We start from the raw sequence: 18,836 nt of genomic DNA on the forward strand, positions 1-18,836 counted from the left end.
TGTGAGGGTTTTTTGCGTCTTATAAAATAACTTTTTATCAAACTCGCTATTTTTTTGAAAATATATCTTGCAATTCCTCCCTCGAAATTGTACGATTATTTACGAAATATAGAAAAGGGAGGCGTCAAAATGAAACGTAAAACATTCGTTACCGCACTCGCGACCGCCATCATGATGACCGCAGTCGTTCCGGCTGCATTTGCACAAACTGGTACCCAAGCACCAGTTGCTCAACAAGGTGTTGTCGCTTTCGACGCACAAGCAGCAGCTGTATCCGCTCTGAAGGCAGACGCAGCCCAGCACGGCTTCAAGTCGGATCTCTCCGACCTGAGCTACGTGACCACGATCAATACCGATGCAGCAACCTATGTGCGCTACCAACAAACCGTCAACGGTGAAGAACTCTTCGCTCACCAAGTCACCGTTACCCTCAACAAAGCAGGTAAGTCTCTGCTGATCACCTCCGACTACGTTCCGAACCTCGTTGTCGAACCGATTGCGAAGAAAATCGGCGAAAACGCAGCTGAGCAAAAAGCGATGGTCGCTCTCAACGCAACCGAAACCAACTCGATGAACTCCCGCAAGTTCGGGTACGTCGTAGAAGACGGCAAAGCAGTTCCGTCGTACAAAGTCATCACCCACTCCGGCGAATCCGTCGTTGAATCCTTCGTTCACGCGGAAAACGGCAAAGTCCTGAAAAAGCGCGACCTGAACCAACACGCGACGGGCACTGGTAAAGTGTTCAAACCGAACCCGGTTCGTACCGCTGGCAGCGCTACCGGCCTGACCGATAACCTGAACAAAGACTCCACCGCCCTGACCAACCAACTGAAAGCAGTTTCCCTGCTCGGTCTGGATGGCACCGGCTACCTGAAAGGCTCCTACGTTACCATCAAGTCTAAGGCAAACACCTTCTCCTCGACCTTCGCATACAACTACACCCGTTCTTCGGCCTCCTTTGAAGACGTGATGGCATACTACCACATCGACACCCTGCAACGTTACATCCAATCGCTCGGTTTCACCAACATCAACAACCGTTCGATCGTGGTTAACGTGAACACGTCGACCCAAGACAACTCCTGGTACACCCCGTCCACGAAGGACTTGACCTTCGGCACTGGCGGCGTTGACGATGCAGAGGATGCAGGCATCATCGCGCATGAGTACGGCCACTCCATCCAGGACAACCAAGTTCCGGGCTTCGGCGCAACCAACGAAGGTGGCGCAATGGGCGAAGGCTTTGGCGACTTCCTGGGCACCACCTACGAGGACTCCCTCGTTTCCAGCACAACCTTCAACGCTTGCATCGGTGAGTGGGATGCTACTTCCTACTCCTCCACCACCCCGCCGTGCCTGCGCCGTCTGGACAACAACAAAGTCTACCCGGGTGCAATCGTCGGCGAAGTTCATGACGACGGTGAGATCTGGTCGCAAGCTGAGTACGAACTGGCAAAAGCATTTGGCCGTGACATCGCGACCAAGCTGATCCTCCAGTCGCACTTCTCCCTCACCTCGAGCTCCGGCTTCAACGCAGGTGCAAAAGCGATCAAAGCTGCTGACACCGCTCTCTACGCTGGTGCGCACGCTACGCAGATCACCTCGATCTTCGCAGCACGCGGCATCTCGACCAACTAATTGAACGTAAAAAGACTGCATCGCCTCTAGGCGGTTGCAGTCTTTTTTGTATGCTTACGTGTCACTCTGGTTGCTGCAAGTAAGTTTGCAGCTCTGTGCGAATCTCGGGCGCCGTTCCTAGCGTCAGCAAGCGCTGTGCAAGCGCAACGCAGTCCGCACGGTGCAGGCCGTGTACCGCATGCTTGATCTTGGCGATCGATCCAGCGTCCATGCTCCACTCGTCCAGACCGAGCCCGAGCAGGAGTGGGGTGGCTTGCGGATCGCCCGCCATCCCTCCGCACATGCCTGTCCACTTGCCTTCGCGATGACCAGCCTCGATCACCATCTGAATCAAGCGCAACACCGCAGGATGGAAATAGTCGTACAAGTCAGCCACTTTTTCGTTCATGCGGTCGACAGCGACCGTGTATTGCACCAAGTCGTTCGTCCCGATGCTGAAAAAATCAACTTCCTTGGCGAACTGGTCGGCAAGCAAGGCCGCAGACGGAATCTCCACCATCATGCCGACTTCGATCCCGTCGGCAAATGCGACGCCCTCTGCTCGCAACTGCTCCTGCGCTTGCAGCCACAACGCTTTCGCTTGTCTCCACTCCTGCAGGTTCGAAATCATCGGGAACATCACTTTCAACTGCCCATGCACACTCGCCCGCAAAATGGCGCGCAACTGTGTGAGCAGGATCTCTGGCCGGTCGAGACACAAGCGAATCGCCCGGTAGCCGAGGAACGGATTCAGTTCCTTGGGCAGTTCCAGATACGGCAACTCCTTGTCCCCGCCGATGTCGAGCGTGCGAATCACCACGGGATGACCTTGGAGGTTCTCTGCGACTTCGCGATAGGCGGCGAACTGTTCCTCCTCCGTCGGCATCGAGGTCGCGTTCATGAACAGGAATTCCGTGCGGAACAGTCCGATCCCCTCCGCCCCCTCTGCAAGCGAGGAGCGCGATTCCAGCGTGGTCCCGATGTTGGCGACCACTTCGATCTGATGACCGTCACGCGTCACAGCCGGCTGGTTCGCGTAGACAGACAGCGCTTGCGACTGGTGGTGCTCGTCCTCCATCCGACGGCGTGCTTCCTCCACGGTCGACTCCAGCGGATGAAGCACGCAGGCGCCTGTGTTGCCGTCGAGAAGCAACAGGTCGCCCTGCTCGATCGTATCCAATGCCGCCCCGATGCCCAATACCGCTGGGATGCCCAGCGACTTGGCGAGGATCGCAGTATGCGAGGTCTTGCCCCCGGTGCGCGTGACGATGCCGAGGATGTAGGTTTTGTCCAACTGCACGGTATCGGACGGCGTGAGGTCATCCGCCACCAACACGACTTCCTGCTGGATGTCAGCGAGACTCACGCCGCTGTTCCCGCCCAGATTGGTGCGCAACCGCTTGCCGACATCGCGGACGTCAGCAGCGCGCTCCCGCATGTATTCCTGGGGCAGACTTTCAAACAGTCCGGCGATCTGCTCCACAACTTGGTCGACTGCAAGCTCAGCCGAAACCAACTGGCCCTGTATCCGTTTTTCCATCTCGGGGAAAAAAGTCGGGTCGGCGAGGATGCTGGTCTGGCCTTCGAGGATCACCGCTTTGTCCGCACCAAGCGACTGCTTGGTTTTTTCCACGAGCGCTTGCAGTTGCTCCAGCGATTGTTCCTTGGCGGCGCGCAGTCGCTCGAGTTCTGCTGGTACGTCAGCTTCTGCGACCTGCTTGCGACTCAACGAATCTGTTGCTGCTTGCGGACGATAGAGATGGACACGCCCGATGCGGGTCCCGGCGGAGACGCCGAGACCTTGGATGCGTTGCTCTGACATTACGCTTCACCAAACTTGCTGTTGACCAGTTCGACCAGCGCGCGGACCGCCGCTTCCTCGTCCGCCCCTTCCGCCGTGATGGTCACCGTACTACCTTGAGCGAGGCCGAGCGTCATCAGGCCGAGGATGCTTTTGCCATCGACGGTGTTGTCGTTTTCGGTGATCAGCTTGATCGTCGAGCTGAATTTGTTCGATTCAGTCACAAAAAGTTGGGCCGGACGCACGTGGAAGCCTTGGTCGTTTTGAATGGTCACTTGTTCGCGGATCATGTGAATTCCTCCTCGTTCTTACAGCGTTTCGAGAATGTTAAAGATTTCTTGCGAGCTTTGCGCGTTCTGCAGTTGCTCACGGAAGTCGGCATTGATCAGTTTACGAGAGAGCGCGACGAGAATTTTCAGGTGGTCGTTGCCGACCGCTTCCTCCGGCACTGCGATCATGAACACGATGCTGACCGGCTTGCCGTCCATCGAATTCCATTCGACTGGCTGGGACAGGCGTGCAAACGACAGACCTGCTTTGGCAACCCCTGCCGACTTGCCGTGCGGAATCGCCACACCGAAGCCGATCCCGGTCGAGCCAGTGCCTTCGCGGGTGATCACGGCGTCGATGTAAGCCTGCGTATCTTTCAAAAAGCCTGCTTGTTCCAAGCTGGCAGCCATCTGGGCCAGAACTTCGTCACGGGTAGATGCTTCCAACGGCAACAGTACGGTTTCTGCTTGCAAGAGAGCGGTTAGATTCATGAAATTGACCTCCTAGGCAGTTGCTTTATTTTTTTTCAAGACACTGAGCAACAGGGCTGCAACCACAGTGCCGATGATGATCGACAACGCGTAGAGCAACGGATGACCTACGGCATTCGGGATCGGCATGACGAAGATCCCACCATGCGGAGCACGCAACGTACACCCGAACAGCATCGAGAGCGCCCCGGTCACACCTGCACCGACCATCATGGACGGAATCACGCGGAACGGATCAGCGGCTGCGAACGGAATCGCGCCTTCTGAGATGAAGGAAATGCCGAGCACAGCTGCGACTTTCCCGGCTTCACGCTCTTCGGAGGTGAACTTTTTCTTGGCAATCACAGTTGCCAACGCAACAGCCAGCGGCGGAACCATACCTGCCGCCATGACCGCTGCCATCGGGCCGAACACGTTGCTGCCGAGCAGACCGACAGCGAACGTATATGCCGCCTTGTTAAACGGACCGCCCATATCCAGCGCCATCATCGCGCCGAGCAACAGTCCGAGCCAGATTGCATTTGCCGAGTTCATCGTGGTCAGCCATGCTGTCAGCGCATCCATGACCGCTTTGATCGGAGTTCCGACCACATAGACCATCAAGAGCCCGGTGATCAGTGTCGAGAGGAAGGGAATGATCAAGATCGGTTTGAGACCTTCAAAGTTTTTCGGGAGCTTGATCGTGTCGCGCAGCCACTTCGCCACATACCCGGCGAGGAAACCGGCGATGATCCCGCCGAGGAACCCAGCGCCGTTTTGCGCGGCGAGCATCCCGCCGACCAGACCTGGTGCGAGACCCGGCTTCTCAGCGATCGAGAAGGCGATGAAACCGGCTAAGATCGGCACCATCAGCGCCAGTGCAGCACCACCGCCGATGTTCATCAGTGCGGCTGGCAGCGTCCCTTCTTCTTTGAAGGCATTGATTCCAAAAATGAAGGAGAGCGCGATGATCAGACCGCCCGCGACGACCAACGGGAGCATGTGTGAGACACCGTTCATCAAGTGCTTGTAAGGACCACGGCGCTGTGCAACGCGCGCCGGTTTTTTCACGTCCGCTTGGTTTGCGTCCGGCTGGGCTGCTGTCATCGCCAGCGCTTCGTCGAGCAAGCCCTTTGGATTTTTGATCGCTTCGCCAATCGGTACGGTCAGCACTGACTTGCCTTCGAAACGCCCGGCGTCGATGTCGATCTCAGCCGCGACGATGATCGCATGCGCGGCTGCAATCTCCTCATCAGTGAATTCATTTTCAATCCCCATCGCACCTCGTGTTTCCACTTTGAGCGCGATGTTGTTCGCGATTGCTGCCTGTTGTAGAGCTTCTGCTGCCATGTAGGTATGTGCGATCCCCGTTGGGCAAGCAGTGACTGCCAAGATTTTTTTCTCCATCTGAGGCTTCCCCTTTCACCACTTTATATCCTAGTTGTCTGTACGCGATGCACCTGTTCGCTGACTTCTGCCAGCGTGCAGACTTGCGTGCCGCGTTTTGAAGCGGTGACGGTGCCAGCCGTGGTCGCCCATTGCGCGAGCTCTGCCAGCGGCTTGTTCATCGCCAGTCCATGCACGATCGCTGCGACCATCGAATCCCCTGCCCCAACCGTACTCTGCGGCGTGATCGCAAACGGCGTGGTGTGCACGACCTGTTCCTTCGTGATAAAAACAGCCCCGTCTCCGCCCATCGAGATCACCACCAGCGAGATCCCCCGTTCGAGCAACTCCTGACCAGCGGCGACGATGTCGGCCATCGCGTCCAGCGGGCGACCTGTCAACTGTTGCAACTCGAACAGGTTCGGCTTCACGGCATAAGGACGGGCTTCCAAGCCCTTTTTAAACGCCATGCCGTCCGCATCGAGGATCGTCCGCACGCCCTTGGCGTTGGCCAATTCGATCAAGGTGCCGTAAATCTCATCTGGCACCCCTTGTGGCAAACTCCCCCCCAACACGAGATAGGAGGCTTCGGAGAGCAATTCCTCCACTTGCTGACGGAACGCTTCCAGATCCTCCGCTTGCACATCGAACCCGAGTTCATTCAGTTCCGTTGTCACGCGGGCGGACTCGTCATAGACTTTGAGGTTGGTGCGGGTTTCCCCTGCGACCTCGACGAAGCGGTGATCGACACGCTGAGCGTCTAGTTGCTTCAACAGGTGGCGACCGATCGTGCCTGCGATCAAACCGGCAGCGGTCACCTCTACATCAAACCCGCGCAAGACTTTCGCGACGTTGATGCCCTTGCCACCCGGATCGAGGCGAACCTGTTGCACGCGGTTCAATCCGCCGACTTCAAAGCTGGGAACTGTTACGGTTTTGTCGAGTGCGGGATTTAAGGTCACCGTAACAACGGTGGGATTCATCTCAACACCTCCTGGGGCTTTTCGATATACGTATCAACCTCGGCGCGTGCAAGTTCGCTGAGAACGCTTTCACACACGCCGGAGTCGGTGATCAATTTGTCGATCTCGGTGAGGTCCGCAACTTTGGCGAACGTGACATTGCCAAACTTGCTGGAATCGCAGAGCAGGATGACCTCCTCGGCAATCTCGTACATCTTGCGTTTGGTCGCGGCTTCGATGAGATTGGGCGTGGTTAGGCCATGCTTGACGTGGAGGGCATTGATCCCGACGAACGCTTTGTCGACGCGAACCATCTCCATCGACTGTTCTGTGATCGGACCGACAAACACCAATGTCTCTCGGCGGAACAGGCCGCCGACCAGCGTGACCTCGATCCCCGGTGCGTTCAACAGCTCTTGCGGGAACACCCAGGAATTGGTGACGACGGTGAGCTTGTTGAACTTTTTCAAGCGTTTGACCAGCTCATACGTTGTCGTCCCGCCATCGATGAAGATCGTATCGCCCTCCTCGATCATCTGCAGCGCACGTTCGGCGATCGCTTCCTTCTCCCGGTGGTACGCATCTTCCTTTTCCCCGAAGGTCGGTTCATGGTTGACGACTTTGAGCGAGACCGCGCCGCCATGCGTCCGTCTGAGCAGTTTGGCTTCCTCCAGCTCCTGCAAGTCGCGCCGGACCGTCGATTCGGAAACTCCAAACTGCGCGGAGATCTCCTGCACGGTCACGCGTGCGTGCTGGGTCACGAATTCCAAGATTTTTGCTTTGCGTTCTTCTCCAAACATGGAGGAAACCTCCTGTGATCACTTTTTGATCATTCGTGATTATTTGTGACTATATCTGATTGATTTTGATTATATTCGAAGGATTGCGTTTTCGCAAGCGCAATTAAAAAAAGCTCCTCCCTGAGCAGGGAGGAGCTTTTTACCTAGACACCGATCGCGTTCAACACGAGGTTCACGAGGAACAACCCTGCGATCACGACGACTGGCAAGCGGATCTCGCGAGCACGCCCGAGGGCAAGCTTCAAGATCGGGTAGGCGATGAAACCAAACGCGATGCCATCGGCGATGCTGTACGTCAGCGGAATCAGCACGAGGATCAGAAACGCCGGGAAGCCTTCGCTGATGTCCTGAAACTGGATGTTCTGCACATTCTGGATCATCAGTCCACCGATCACGATCAAAACGGGCGCAATCGCGCAACTCGGAATGAGCTGGATGAACGGCAGGAAGCACAACGACAGCAGGAACAGTCCGCCCGCGGTGATCGCGGTGAGGCCTGTTTTGCCCCCAGCGGCAAGTCCTGCGGCGTTCTCAACCGTGGTGACAGTTGGAGAGGTGCCGAAGAACCCAGACGAGATGACGGAGATCGCGTTGGCCCGGAACGAGCGCGTAAACTTGTGTTCCGGGACGAACCCGTGGAGCAGTCCCATGTTCTCAAACACGAGAATCATCGTCAGCGAGAACGTCGCCATCCAGAACGAGAGCGACGAGACCTTGCCAAACGACAGCGCCCCGATCACCGCGACCCCGTCGAAAATCGACGCGGAAGACTGCGCGGTCGACCCGGTATGCACCAGACCAAACATCGCGGCCAAGCCTGTGCCTGCGAGGATCGAGATCAGAAACGCCCCTTTGACTTGGCGCATGAACAGCACCAGCGTCACCAGCAACGTCAGGATCGTCACCAACGCCTGCGGGCTTTTCAGATCACCCATCGTGACGAACGTCGTCGGACTGGCGGCGACGAGGCCGCCTTTTTGCAGACCGATAAAAGTCAGCAGCAAGCCGATGCCGACCGTGATCGCTTCCGTAATCGACTGCGGGATCGCCTCCGACAACCAGCCCGCCAACCGGGTGAATGCCGTGACTGCAAACAGCACGCCGGACAGAAACACCGCAGCGAGACCCTCCTGCCACGAGAGGCCCATCGATTGAACGATGGTGTACGTGAAAAACGCATTGACCCCCATGCCGGGCACGAGCATCAAGGGTGCATTGGCATACAGCCCCATCACCAAGCACCCAAAACACGCAGTCAACACCGTCGCCAACACGCCTCCCGCCACTGGAATCCCAGCATCAGCGAGAATCGCGGAATTCACCGCCACGATATACACAATGGTGAAAAACGACGTCATGCCTGCCATCACTTCGGTTTTCAACGTTGTCCCATGCTCATGCAAGCCAAACAACCGTTGAAGCAAGTTCAGCAAGATATTCGACTCCTAGTAAAATAACCCTCAACCCACCCGTGCAATCCGTTCAAAGATTCACAGAGTCAATTCTAGCACAGTCTATCAGGCAGGTAAACAAACGCGCTGTGATTCGAACCCATCAAAACGGCTTAAAAAAGTTCGCGGAAGGTGTTTTTCTTCTCGACTAGATTTCTTTCCAATTTGAGCAGACGGTTCGTTCCGTTGTAAAAATACGCCGATTCGATGGTCGGTTGCAAGACGATCGTATCAAACCCTACTGGTTTGCCTTGCGCATCCGCTTCTAACTGAATCCGCACCGTATGAGGTCCTGCTGCCAGTTGGATGCGGTCCGTCAACTTGACCTGTGTCAGATACTCTTGATCAGACGAGCGGAGATCCTGCACGGTACCAACCACCACTCCGTCCACAAGCACTTTGACTTTGGCTTTTGCGGCAGACTGGTTCGGCTTGACGAGCGCCGAGTAGAGCAGATAGTCCCCCTCTTGGTTGACAAAGATCGTCTTTTGGATGGCGTCTCCATTTTGAAGCGACATCAACCCACCGCTGTAGAGCGCATCGCCCGTCCAGGCGTCTTTGGGTTGCATGAGCGTGGGGTGTCCAACGACCGCTTCAAATCCCTCCGCTTCGTAGGTGACAGGCACTTGTCTGTTGAAAGTTTTCGCATAGAGATAATTCGTTGAAAGTTCCACGCGGTTCACGGCCTGCAACGCCATCAACGCTTCAATCGTCGATTCCGCACCCGAATTGACGTTGACTTTGCGCGTATCCCCGTTCAATCCGTCATATCCCATGCCCGTGCTGGGTTCATACATGTTGAAGTTCGCATCATTGTTGCCCGTGAACCATGAGGCTGCCAAGCCCGCACTCTTTGCATAGATCGGGTCTTGTGTCGCTGTGTATACCTCCAGGAACCCTTGCGTCAACATGTTGACACCATAGGCGATCTGTTCGTTTTTGTTGGGTGTTGGCGCCATCTCCTTGATCATACCGGTCACGAGCAGATGCGAAAACAATTGATCCGCTTCCTGTTTGGCAGATTGAATCCAGTTCTGATTCCCAAGAACACGTCCCGCCTTGGCCAACGCGAAGGTCTGACCACTCCCCCATGCATGCCACAGCGTGGCAGAGCCTGTCCAATCGAGATGCGCCCCATACGGATACTGGTCATAGTCCCCATACTGAAACTCAGACAGCGCACGGCCCAGCTTCTGCATGGAATCCCGTACCTCCTCGCGCGGTTGAATCTGATAAAACTCTGCAAGTCCCAACAGGGCGTTGGACATCGCATCTGTCCCTTCGACCCAAGCCGGCACCTTTTTACCATGCAGGTCCTGATACTGACCGTACTTCGAGTTCACCGTCCGCTGAAGCGCTTGGTTGGCCAGCAGAAAATGCTGTTGTAGTTTGCTCGCGTACTCCGGGTCCGTATCGCTCAACACGCGCGCTCCTAGACCTAACGACCACATGCCGCGTGCCGCCCACCAACTAAACGATTTCTTGCTGGTCGATCCGGTCGTGTTGATCGACAGGTCTCGATTCACAAAGTTGTAAAACTCACCGTCCTCGGCTTGCATGTGCATGACAAAGTTAAGCGCTTTCTTCGCGGACTTCAAGGAGCGAATGTCACGCGTCTGCTCGTACTGATTCAGGTAGACCACGGCAGCCCGCGCCACATCATCCACACAGGCAACGCCTTCTCCAGATGCATCGACCCATTTGTAATCGGGATACTCCGAATAGACATGGGTGAGGAGCATGTCGGTGCCACCAACAGTGACGTCTTCGTTGAGGTCGTTGAGGTGTTTCATGTTGATGGGGATGCCAGAAGCTGCCGCAGGTGTTGCCCATGTGGCAAGCAAGGCTGCTGCTACAAAAGCTCCGATCATTTTCATCTTTATTCCTCCTAACAATTTTAACGTCATTATTTAATTTATCACAATTTTCATGATTATTGAACAAAAAAAAACCTCTGACCCGATTGGACAGAGGTTTTTTTCCGACACTGATTCCCCCGCATGGATGGCGTGGATTTAGCTCCCCTGCTCAAGCAGGGCTTCCTTTAACGATGAGACAGATATCGAACAAGCTTCACGAACATGAAAAAACCTAGCAGGGTCGCCGCCATCAGTGTCAAATTCCCTACCAATAATGTCGTCCACCCGTACTGCTCCGTCGCGTTGGGCGTGGAAGTAAATACCGTAACGGTGCTTTTCAACCAAGCCAACTGCCCCTGCATCGGCTCCCAGATGAAGAAAGCGATGACTCCGGCCAACAGCGCATGGACGATCTTGTAGAGAAAGTACGGCTTGTAGCGAATGTCTGTGCTGGAGATGATGCTCGCCACCTGCGTATGGACGGAGATCCCGCCCCATGCAACCAGCGCAGACGCGACGACGATCTTGGACTTCATATCCGGGCCGACCGCATCAGAAACGCTCCGCATGCTCTGCGTCACTTCCAAGAACCCGACAACCAGCGAATGCGCCAACTGTTCTGGAAATTGCAACGCCGACAATAGCCACGCTAGAGGTGGCACCAGCACTTCGGAGATCACGCCGGTAGAAGCAAACTTGATGATCACAGAAAAAACCACCATGAACGCCCCGATCCCAAACAACGTCTGAAACGCATTGTTCACCGCATCGCTCAGAATCTCCATCAGACGGCGCCTTTCATCGATCTGCGCTTGCGACATGCGACGGATCGCCCGAAGGAACAGCGACCCTTTTTGATCCTCGCCGGTCTTTGAACTAGCTCCCTTGCGGTCGTGAAAACGCAACAGCAGCCCGAGCAGGATTGCCGCCGTGAAATTGGCACCGGCGATCACGACCCCTAGTGACGCATCGTGGAAGATCCCTACGGAGATCGCCACGAGAATAAACATCGGGTCGGCGGTGCTGGCAAAGCAGAGCAGCCGTTCGCCTTCCGAGCGGGTCACCAGCTTCTGTGCACGCAACAGTGCCGCCAAACGAGCACCTACTGGGTAACTGGAGATAAAGCCCATCGCCACCGCGAATCCACCCGACCCCGGCACGCGAAACAGCGGTCGCATGATCGGTTCCAGCAACACGCCGAGAAAATGCACAATGCCCAGCCCCACCATCAACTCTGACAGCACGAGGACTGGAAAAACAGCAGGAAACACGATCTCCAGCCAGATCTTCAACCCTTGCACGGAGGATTCATACACCAGTTGCAAGTTGCCAAACATGAACCCTGCCAGAACCATCATAAGTACAGCCAACATACTGGTTCGAATCAGAGCAATCCTCATCTCAACCTCCATGAATCCGCACTCGATCATTCATTTGTATGCGGACAAGAGATGGGGATAGAACAAGCCATTCATATAGAAGAAACGGCTAAAACACATAGCAGGTGATCGGGAAATCCGCCTCGATATCGCGGCGAGTTTGCTTGATCACCTCTTGCATCGCGGCAGACACATTTGCAATATCTAGCTCTTGGTGGTAGAAGACGTAGAGTGCGATGCGGATTTGGAGTGAGCATTTTCAATTCTCCATTCCCCATGAAACCCGTCGGCAAAAAAAGCGTCAGACCTCTACTAGGTCTGACGCTTTTTCCACGTCCGGTGGATTACTTCAACGGCAAGGCTCCCACTTGGTCGGCCAGATTGCGGTACCACCCGCGCATATCTGGTAGACCGATGCCTACGACAGCTCCGTGGTCATACGACAAGGTCCCCATGTAATTCCACTTCCCAATCTGCGGAGTTCCGTTGTACGTGACGATCGAGTCTGTGGACCCCTGCTTTGGCCCGTTCATCGAGATCGTGTTGACGACCCCGTCGTTTTGGTACCAAGCAGACGTGATCGGAACATGGCCCGTCTCATTGCGCGTGTAAGCCCCCATGAAGAAGGCATTCGGCGCAAGGAACGCGTTCATCGTGATCGATGGGTCCTGATGACCCGTGAAGATATTGTAGAACGTATTTTGCGTGCCCCACGAGAAATAGTAGACGTCCGGTTGGGCTTTGACCCAAGAGTTCAGTTCCTTCGCGCCATCCGGCCCGAGATCCCATTCCGCCGTGTCATGCGTGCTGCGCCAGATCGGGCTGTTGTACACGCGGTCCGAGTAGGATGAGAACGATTCGCCAGCATAGCGTTTCAGCCCGAATTGATCAAGCTTGAAGTCGTACACCGTTTCTCCGATCAGACCGCCGAGCGATGCGGCCATGCCGATGATCTGCTGGGCATGCGGCACGATGCCTTCCACCGCATTTTCCAGCGTCGTGCCATCGTGCGGAGTCGCAATCGAAGTGGCGCTGAGCACCCACGATTTTTTGCTGCCATTAAACAGCGGAGACAGTTGCGCCGCTGGTGTGTAAGCGATTTCATCGGGGCTGCCATTTTCCAAGAGCTGGATCAGCGTCCGAATCGTTTGCCCACCCATGCTGTGCCCGATCAGATTCACTTTGTTTACTTTGCCCGTGGTCGGGTTCACTTGACCCCATTGCGGATAGTATCCCGGGTACGTGCGACCGTAGCGTTGGACGCCATACTTTTTGGCATGGGCTTCCCCATAGTCGACCGTGCCGCCCTTGATCTCCGCGTACAACTCACAAGCTCGTTCCCAGTTGCTTGAGAGCGGTCCAACGGCTGCGGTGTAGGTTTCGTATTGATAATTGCGCAGATCCTGCTGGATGTCGGTTAGCCCGCCCCAGTATTTGTAGCCCAACATCTCGTCCCGTCCCCAGCCAGAAAATCCATGCACGAGCACGATCGGGGCGAAGTTCTGCCGAGCTGCAGACGCCGCCTGAGCAGGTTCGGCAAGAGACAGACTACCCGCCACCATCGATAGTAATGTAAACGCTAACACACTTGCTTTTTTCATATCCTCATACCTCCCATTTTTCACGCTTCGTGATTTTATTATAATATTCCGTTTATTTTTTGGCAAATTATAAATTTATTAATTCACTTCAAAGATACAGATGAATTTTCAGAAAAATAAAAACGCGCCTATCCTGGCGCGTTGCGACAAAGCAGTCCCGACGAGCGGGTATCAAGTTTCAAAAACGGTTGTGCGGTTTTTCCCTCTGCTTTTCGAGAGATACATCGCATGATCCGCGGTCTGCTTCAACTGATCCCCCGTCTGGGCATGCTCTGGATACACGGAGATCCCGACACTAACGGAAATGTCTACAACGTGATCATCATGTAAAATGGGATTGCTTCGCAGGTACGCTCGAATTTCCTCAACGATCTGTTCGACCTCAGCTACCGTTCGATCCGGAACCAAGACCATAAATTCGTCACCGGCGTATCGATACGATTGTTGGTTGTTCGAAGTACACGCTTGCAAGGCCGTCGCAATTCGTTGGATCAACGCATCCCCGATGTGGTGTCCATAAGCATCGTTGGCCTGCTTTAAGTTGTCTGAATCAATCATGAGCAACGTCACGCGCTCCGTGCGCTCACACCGCAACATCTCTGCGAGGTCTTGGTGGAAGGCCCGATAGTTTTTCAGTTTCGTCAGATCATCGTGCAAGGATTGCCGCCGGATCTGATCATATAATCGCGCATTTTCAATGGCGTTCGCAACTTGCATCCCGATGATTTGCAACAGTTCTTCGTGCTCGTTCCGGTAGGCAAACTCTCGGTAACATTGTGCCGAGATCACCCCGATCACTTGATCATCGAACAACATCGGGACAAAAATGGCCGTGCCTGTATCTTCTTCGGGATTCCCCCTAAATTCATCGGTGGAAGCCAGAAGTTCGCTCTTGGTCTGGATATGGATTGTGCGGCGGGACTCGATGACCTGCGAGACATTGCCGACTCCGTATTCGAGTTCATCGATCGGATATCTGATCCCGTCATCAATCATGAAAGGAAATTGAATTTTTTCACATTTCTTCTGATAGATGGCGATAAAAAACGCTTCTGACGGCATGACACGAGACACCAACTCGAAAGCCTTGGTGTAGATTTTTTCGAGATCAAATTCTGAAGTGAAAATCCGGCCCAATTCAAGCAAGATCTTCAAGTGTTCGGTGATCCATGATTGACTTTCGATCACCTCACGAACTTGGCTCAGTTCGGCTACAAGTTCCTCGTGTTTGGCTTTCTCCAACTGACTGGTAAACGGCAAGTCGGTCCCTTCCGGCACCGCTTGGTCCATCTGAAGTAGGGATCGGTAGAGGTCAATAAAAGGAAGGATCCGATCTTCATCAGGGTTCGGATTGTTCATCGAGTGCTCCTTTTCTGCCGGAGAGAGATAAAGAATAGACCTTGGAAACTTATGACCAAGGTCTATCTTTTGCGAATTCCGGCCTCGAACGTTTAGCCGATAACCTTTGAGATCGATTCCAAGACCCGATCTCCTTGAAAGGGTTTGACGATAAAGTCGCGGGCGCCTGCTTGAATGGCTTGTACAACCATCGATTGCTGGCCCATCGCGGAACACATGACAACTTTCGCTGCCGGATCTACTTTGCGAATCTCTTTGACAGCCTCGATCCCATCCATTTCTGGCATGGTGATGTCCATCGTGACGAGATCCGGACGTAATTCTTTGAATTTTGCCAGGGCGACGGCACCATTTTCAGCCTCGCCGATGATTTCGTGTCCACCCTTGACCAACATGTCCTTTAACATCATCCGCATAAAAGCAGCATCATCTACGACAAGGATTTTTGCCAATTCCCATTCCCCCCGGTATCACTTAATCCTCGAATATGAGGTAGCACTGAACCTGACCTTTATCTGAAACAGTAATGGGGATTCGGAATGCCTTTTTAAAGCCACTGATGCGGGCATTTCCAGAAATCACAGTTGGCGGTGTGATGTCGATCTGGACACCTCGTTCAGACAACTTGGTTGCCATGTTCCCTCCAAGCATGTTGCCAAATTCACCAGCAAATGAATCTAGCATCTCCCCGCTGACTTGCATGCCAAACATCGTCTCTGCTACAGATGAAACAAGCTCCTGAGTGGTATCCAGAACCAGACGTCCATGTAACTCACCGGTTACGCCAATCAAAATGCTGTAACCGACATGTGTATCGTGGGCGGTAACCAACGCTAGCTGACCGGGTGTGATCGGCATAGGGATGACAGTAGCAGCACTTTCAAGTACTGAGTTTAGTACAGCGGTAATTTTAGCGCCATCGGTCATTGACTACCCTCCAAACTATGGTTCCCGAAAACGGTTCAAATTTTCAAACATATATGCCCTTATCACGGATTATGACACTGCTTGTCGGCTACTGTCAACTGCTCTAGAGGTAGCTGTGCGCAGGGATGATTTGCCTGTACTCACCCATCCCACGTCAACATCTATTTTACACCATTTTGGTAGGTGTTTGACAAGCACAAAATAGATTCAATCAAGGCGAAGTCCATGCTGAAATTTGTAAATTCTTCGATTCAAAAATACCACGGGAAACTGAACAGCGATCTACAGCGCAAAACTCATGGACAATGGTAAGCCTCACTTCGTTCGTTGCAAGCAAGCAGAGTAGCCTATTCAATTATTATAATCGAATTATATATACACGTAAATCACGAGCAATTCATGGCTGTAAAACAAGCGTCAGACCGGATGGGTCTGACGCTCTTTTTACTATAGATGTAGGTACTGCGTTCCTACACCTAGTTTCTACAACTAAGTAGTCGGGACCGACTTTTTCGCGATCGGGATGTAGATGTCCATTTGCTTATCGCTTTCCGACCAGCAACGTTTGTCGTACCATTCAAACTCGGAGGTGCCGGCATGTTCATAGCCGGAGGTCGGGAACCACTCGGAGAAGGCCTGTCCCCAGGCTTGTTGGATGGTCTGGCCAAATTCAGCGTCAGAAGCTGGCGGCGTTGTGAAAACCGCGTAGGTGGCTTCCGGAATGGTGTAACAAACCATGCCTTCTGGAACGTTGTCAAACGAATCGGCTTCAAATCCGATCACATAGGTTAATACGCCTGTCTCCGGTTGGAAATTCGCGCAAACGCCCAACTCTACATCTGGGCGAAGTTTATTCGGAATATGGTCCCCGAGCTTTTCGTTCATGTATCGCTGCCAAAAAGCCGGGATCTCCACATGGTTTTGACCTTCGTTGCAGTTGGTTTCCAATGCATAGCCAATCAGTTTAAATGCGGATTTCGTCACAATCGTCGGTGTCATCGTAAGTCCTCCTTCGTGTAAACGGGAGATGCGAGATAGCGTCACGATCGGTTGCAAAGCAAGCGAAATTCTGCTTTTTCGATACTCCACAGGGGTGAGCTGAAACTGCCGCTTGAACGCGCGGGCAAACGTCTCATGCGCTTGAAACCCATGCTCCAACGCGATGTCGAGCACCCGTTGATTCGTCGTCAGCAAGGCGACTGCAGCTTTGGAGAGACGACGCTTGCGCAGATAATCGGCCGCCGTGTCCCCCACCATCAAAACAAACACCCGGTGGAAATGAAACACGGAAAAGCAGGCCACTTTCGCCAACTCCTGCATCGTGATCTGTTGATCCAAGTTCTCTTCGATGTACGCTAAGGTGGCTTGGATGCGCTCGTGATAATCCATTTCGGTACCTCCCGCCCTTTCTATTTCTATCCTAGCAGGAAATCCAAGGGATTCCTTGACTTTTTTTGCCTAAAAAAGCGCCGGATTGATTTCTCAATCTGACGCTTTTAATCACTATTACTCATATGAAAACCTCGATATAAAATTTTTATTCACTCTACTTTTTCTTCGCGAAAATAACATATCATCAACTTAGTATTTTTGTCAATTCACTAGATTAGGTATTACTGGGGAGGAAACGCTTCGTGCAACTTCAAGAAACGTAGACCCATTTAGTTCGTATAGACGCTATGTTTTGTGACATGAATAGCACGATCTAATCAGATCGTGCTATTTTCATGGATTAGGGTCTGAACGTCGGAAATACTCAAAGTGATAGATCAGGAGGTGTACTCACTTTGAAAAAGACAACCCGTCTGTTGATCCTAAACTCGATGATTTGCCTCGGCCTCTGGGGGAGCAGTACATACACATCGACCGCATGGTCGACCGTCGCGTCGCCTGCAACTGAACCGGTGGTCCAACCCGTTCACTTGACCTACACCCCAGCCGAAGTCAGCCGTCAAATTCAAAAGGTCGACGTTCCCGCATCCGATTTGCCGCTAACCCCAGGCAAAGCTCTCCGTCACCTTGCCCCGTGCTGGGAAACTGCTAAAAACACAATCAACACCGATGCTTGCAACCGACCACCCGTTGATCGAACGGCAATACCTAGGAAAAAAGGCATCCTTCGGGATGTCTTTTTTCCTGCTTCGACCCGTTCAGTTGCTCAGCAACTCAACTTTTACCGTATCGTACCCCAACGGTTTTCCAATCGCCACCCATGCCCCGTACGTGAGTTCCACCCCTCTGTTTTTCGGCGCACGGTCGGTAACCCGCACGACAACGGACAGTCCCGTTTTCAGATTTGTCACGCGAATGAAGTGATTTTTATACTTATCATACCAACCATTCGACGGAGTAATCGCACATGTGATATCGTGCCCGTGCAAGATCTCGAATTCGTCTGGGTCCTTACAATAACAAGTGAACGGGTTGATGATATTTTCCGGTCCCTACCCTAACGGTTTGCATTTGGGAGAATGTGTGCCACTGCCCTTCCCTTAACAGGGATGAGCGTACACAGCGCAAAATGTTTTCTCAGAGATAACAGCCTCAATATGGCCGGACTGATTGTGCGGGAGGTTTAGTTGGTAGCAACGCGACGGGTGCCTTCTCAGCCCAGACGCATCAGGGAACGGCAACGAGATCGCCCGTCGGATGCGGTTCGTGATCACCGTACTCAACACCCAAGGTGCAGGCGAGTCTGAACTGGTGAGTTCCAAGATCGCCGTCTGCTTTTTGAGATCTGTTTCTTCGACCCACTCCACTTCTGGATAGAGGTCGCGGTCGAGGGGTTTTCGCTTGCTCAACTTGTGAAAATACGTGTTTCCTGCGTTGCGCCGCACCAGCGGGAAGATGATCGCATAGTGTTACCGACGATGCTAAATGACCAAAAGCTGACGCTATTGCCTGTCCAAAGGTTGACGGATATAATGACCATCGTACATATCCTAGAAAAGGAA

At 53.5% G+C, this 18,836-nt stretch carries 16 protein-coding genes; 1 reads left to right on the forward strand and 15 read right to left on the reverse strand.

Annotation, left to right across the window (positions count from 1 at the left end; translation table 11 throughout):
• The first annotated feature begins 129 nt into the window (after nucleotides 1-129).
• Nucleotides 130-1,638 (forward strand): M36 family metallopeptidase, encoded by a 1,509-nt coding sequence (locus C7459_RS18900; RefSeq protein ID WP_109690839.1) that lies wholly within the window; start codon nucleotides 130-132, stop codon nucleotides 1,636-1,638.
• A gap of 61 nt (nucleotides 1,639-1,699) precedes the next feature.
• On the opposite strand, the gene ptsP is transcribed toward C7459_RS18900, so the two are convergent.
• The 15 genes from ptsP to C7459_RS23035 all read right to left on the reverse strand — a co-directional run bounded on the left by ptsP (nucleotide 1,700) and on the right by C7459_RS23035 (nucleotide 18,683).
• The gene (gene ptsP, locus C7459_RS18905) at nucleotides 1,700-3,439 is read right to left on the reverse strand and encodes a phosphoenolpyruvate--protein phosphotransferase (protein WP_109690840.1); all 1,740 of its coding nucleotides are present in this window, start codon (nucleotides 3,437-3,439) and stop codon (nucleotides 1,700-1,702) included.
• A complete protein-coding gene (locus C7459_RS18910; protein ID WP_109690841.1) occupies nucleotides 3,439-3,708 on the reverse strand; it encodes an HPr family phosphocarrier protein in 270 nt (89 codons plus the stop codon). The genes ptsP and C7459_RS18910 overlap by 1 nt, the downstream gene beginning before the upstream one ends.
• An 18-nt stretch (nucleotides 3,709-3,726) precedes the next feature.
• Complete coding sequence (locus tag C7459_RS18915) at nucleotides 3,727-4,179, reverse strand: PTS sugar transporter subunit IIA (protein WP_109690842.1); 453 nt, start codon at nucleotides 4,177-4,179, stop codon at nucleotides 3,727-3,729.
• A gap of 12 nt (nucleotides 4,180-4,191) precedes the next feature.
• Complete coding sequence (locus C7459_RS18920; RefSeq protein WP_109690843.1) at nucleotides 4,192-5,565, reverse strand: PTS fructose transporter subunit IIC; 1,374 nt, start codon at nucleotides 5,563-5,565, stop codon at nucleotides 4,192-4,194.
• A gap of 23 nt (nucleotides 5,566-5,588) precedes the next feature.
• Nucleotides 5,589-6,527, reverse strand: a complete 939-nt coding sequence (pfkB, locus tag C7459_RS18925; protein WP_109690844.1) for a 1-phosphofructokinase — start codon at nucleotides 6,525-6,527, stop codon at nucleotides 5,589-5,591.
• Nucleotides 6,524-7,306 (reverse strand): DeoR/GlpR family DNA-binding transcription regulator, encoded by a 783-nt coding sequence (locus C7459_RS18930; protein WP_109690845.1) that lies wholly within the window; start codon nucleotides 7,304-7,306, stop codon nucleotides 6,524-6,526. The genes pfkB and C7459_RS18930 overlap by 4 nt, the downstream gene beginning before the upstream one ends.
• Before the next feature lie 143 nt (nucleotides 7,307-7,449).
• Complete coding sequence (locus C7459_RS18935) at nucleotides 7,450-8,739, reverse strand: NCS2 family permease (protein WP_109690846.1); 1,290 nt, start codon at nucleotides 8,737-8,739, stop codon at nucleotides 7,450-7,452.
• A gap of 131 nt (nucleotides 8,740-8,870) precedes the next feature.
• Nucleotides 8,871-10,634 (reverse strand): hypothetical protein, encoded by a 1,764-nt coding sequence (locus C7459_RS18940; RefSeq protein ID WP_109690847.1) that lies wholly within the window; start codon nucleotides 10,632-10,634, stop codon nucleotides 8,871-8,873.
• Between the two features lie 167 nt (nucleotides 10,635-10,801).
• Nucleotides 10,802-12,016: a sporulation integral membrane protein YlbJ gene (ylbJ, locus tag C7459_RS18945; RefSeq protein ID WP_170119561.1), complete on the reverse strand. Its 1,215-nt coding sequence runs from the start codon at nucleotides 12,014-12,016 to the stop codon at nucleotides 10,802-10,804.
• Nucleotides 12,017-12,339: 323 nt separating this feature from the next.
• On the reverse strand, nucleotides 12,340-13,596 hold the full coding sequence (locus C7459_RS18950; RefSeq protein ID WP_211320427.1) for an esterase/lipase family protein: 1,257 nt from the start codon (nucleotides 13,594-13,596) through the stop codon (nucleotides 12,340-12,342).
• Nucleotides 13,597-13,767: 171 nt separating this feature from the next.
• Nucleotides 13,768-14,955, reverse strand: coding sequence for a sensor domain-containing diguanylate cyclase (locus C7459_RS18955; protein WP_109690849.1), 1,188 nt, complete (start codon nucleotides 14,953-14,955; stop codon nucleotides 13,768-13,770).
• Nucleotides 14,956-15,047: 92 nt separating this feature from the next.
• Complete coding sequence (locus C7459_RS18960) at nucleotides 15,048-15,407, reverse strand: response regulator (protein ID WP_109690850.1); 360 nt, start codon at nucleotides 15,405-15,407, stop codon at nucleotides 15,048-15,050.
• A gap of 22 nt (nucleotides 15,408-15,429) precedes the next feature.
• Nucleotides 15,430-15,882, reverse strand: coding sequence for a chemotaxis protein CheX (locus C7459_RS18965; protein ID WP_109690851.1), 453 nt, complete (start codon nucleotides 15,880-15,882; stop codon nucleotides 15,430-15,432).
• Nucleotides 15,883-16,371: 489 nt separating this feature from the next.
• Nucleotides 16,372-17,271, reverse strand: coding sequence for an AraC family transcriptional regulator (locus C7459_RS18970; RefSeq protein WP_109690852.1), 900 nt, complete (start codon nucleotides 17,269-17,271; stop codon nucleotides 16,372-16,374).
• A 1,103-nt stretch (nucleotides 17,272-18,374) separates the two neighbouring features.
• The gene (locus C7459_RS23035) at nucleotides 18,375-18,683 is read right to left on the reverse strand and encodes a hypothetical protein (protein ID WP_146201049.1); all 309 of its coding nucleotides are present in this window, start codon (nucleotides 18,681-18,683) and stop codon (nucleotides 18,375-18,377) included.
• Nucleotides 18,684-18,836 lie beyond the last annotated feature (153 nt).

The sequence above is a fragment of the Tumebacillus permanentifrigoris genome, assembly GCF_003148565.1.
Classification (GTDB): Bacteria; Bacillota; Bacilli; order Tumebacillales; family Tumebacillaceae; genus Tumebacillus; species Tumebacillus permanentifrigoris.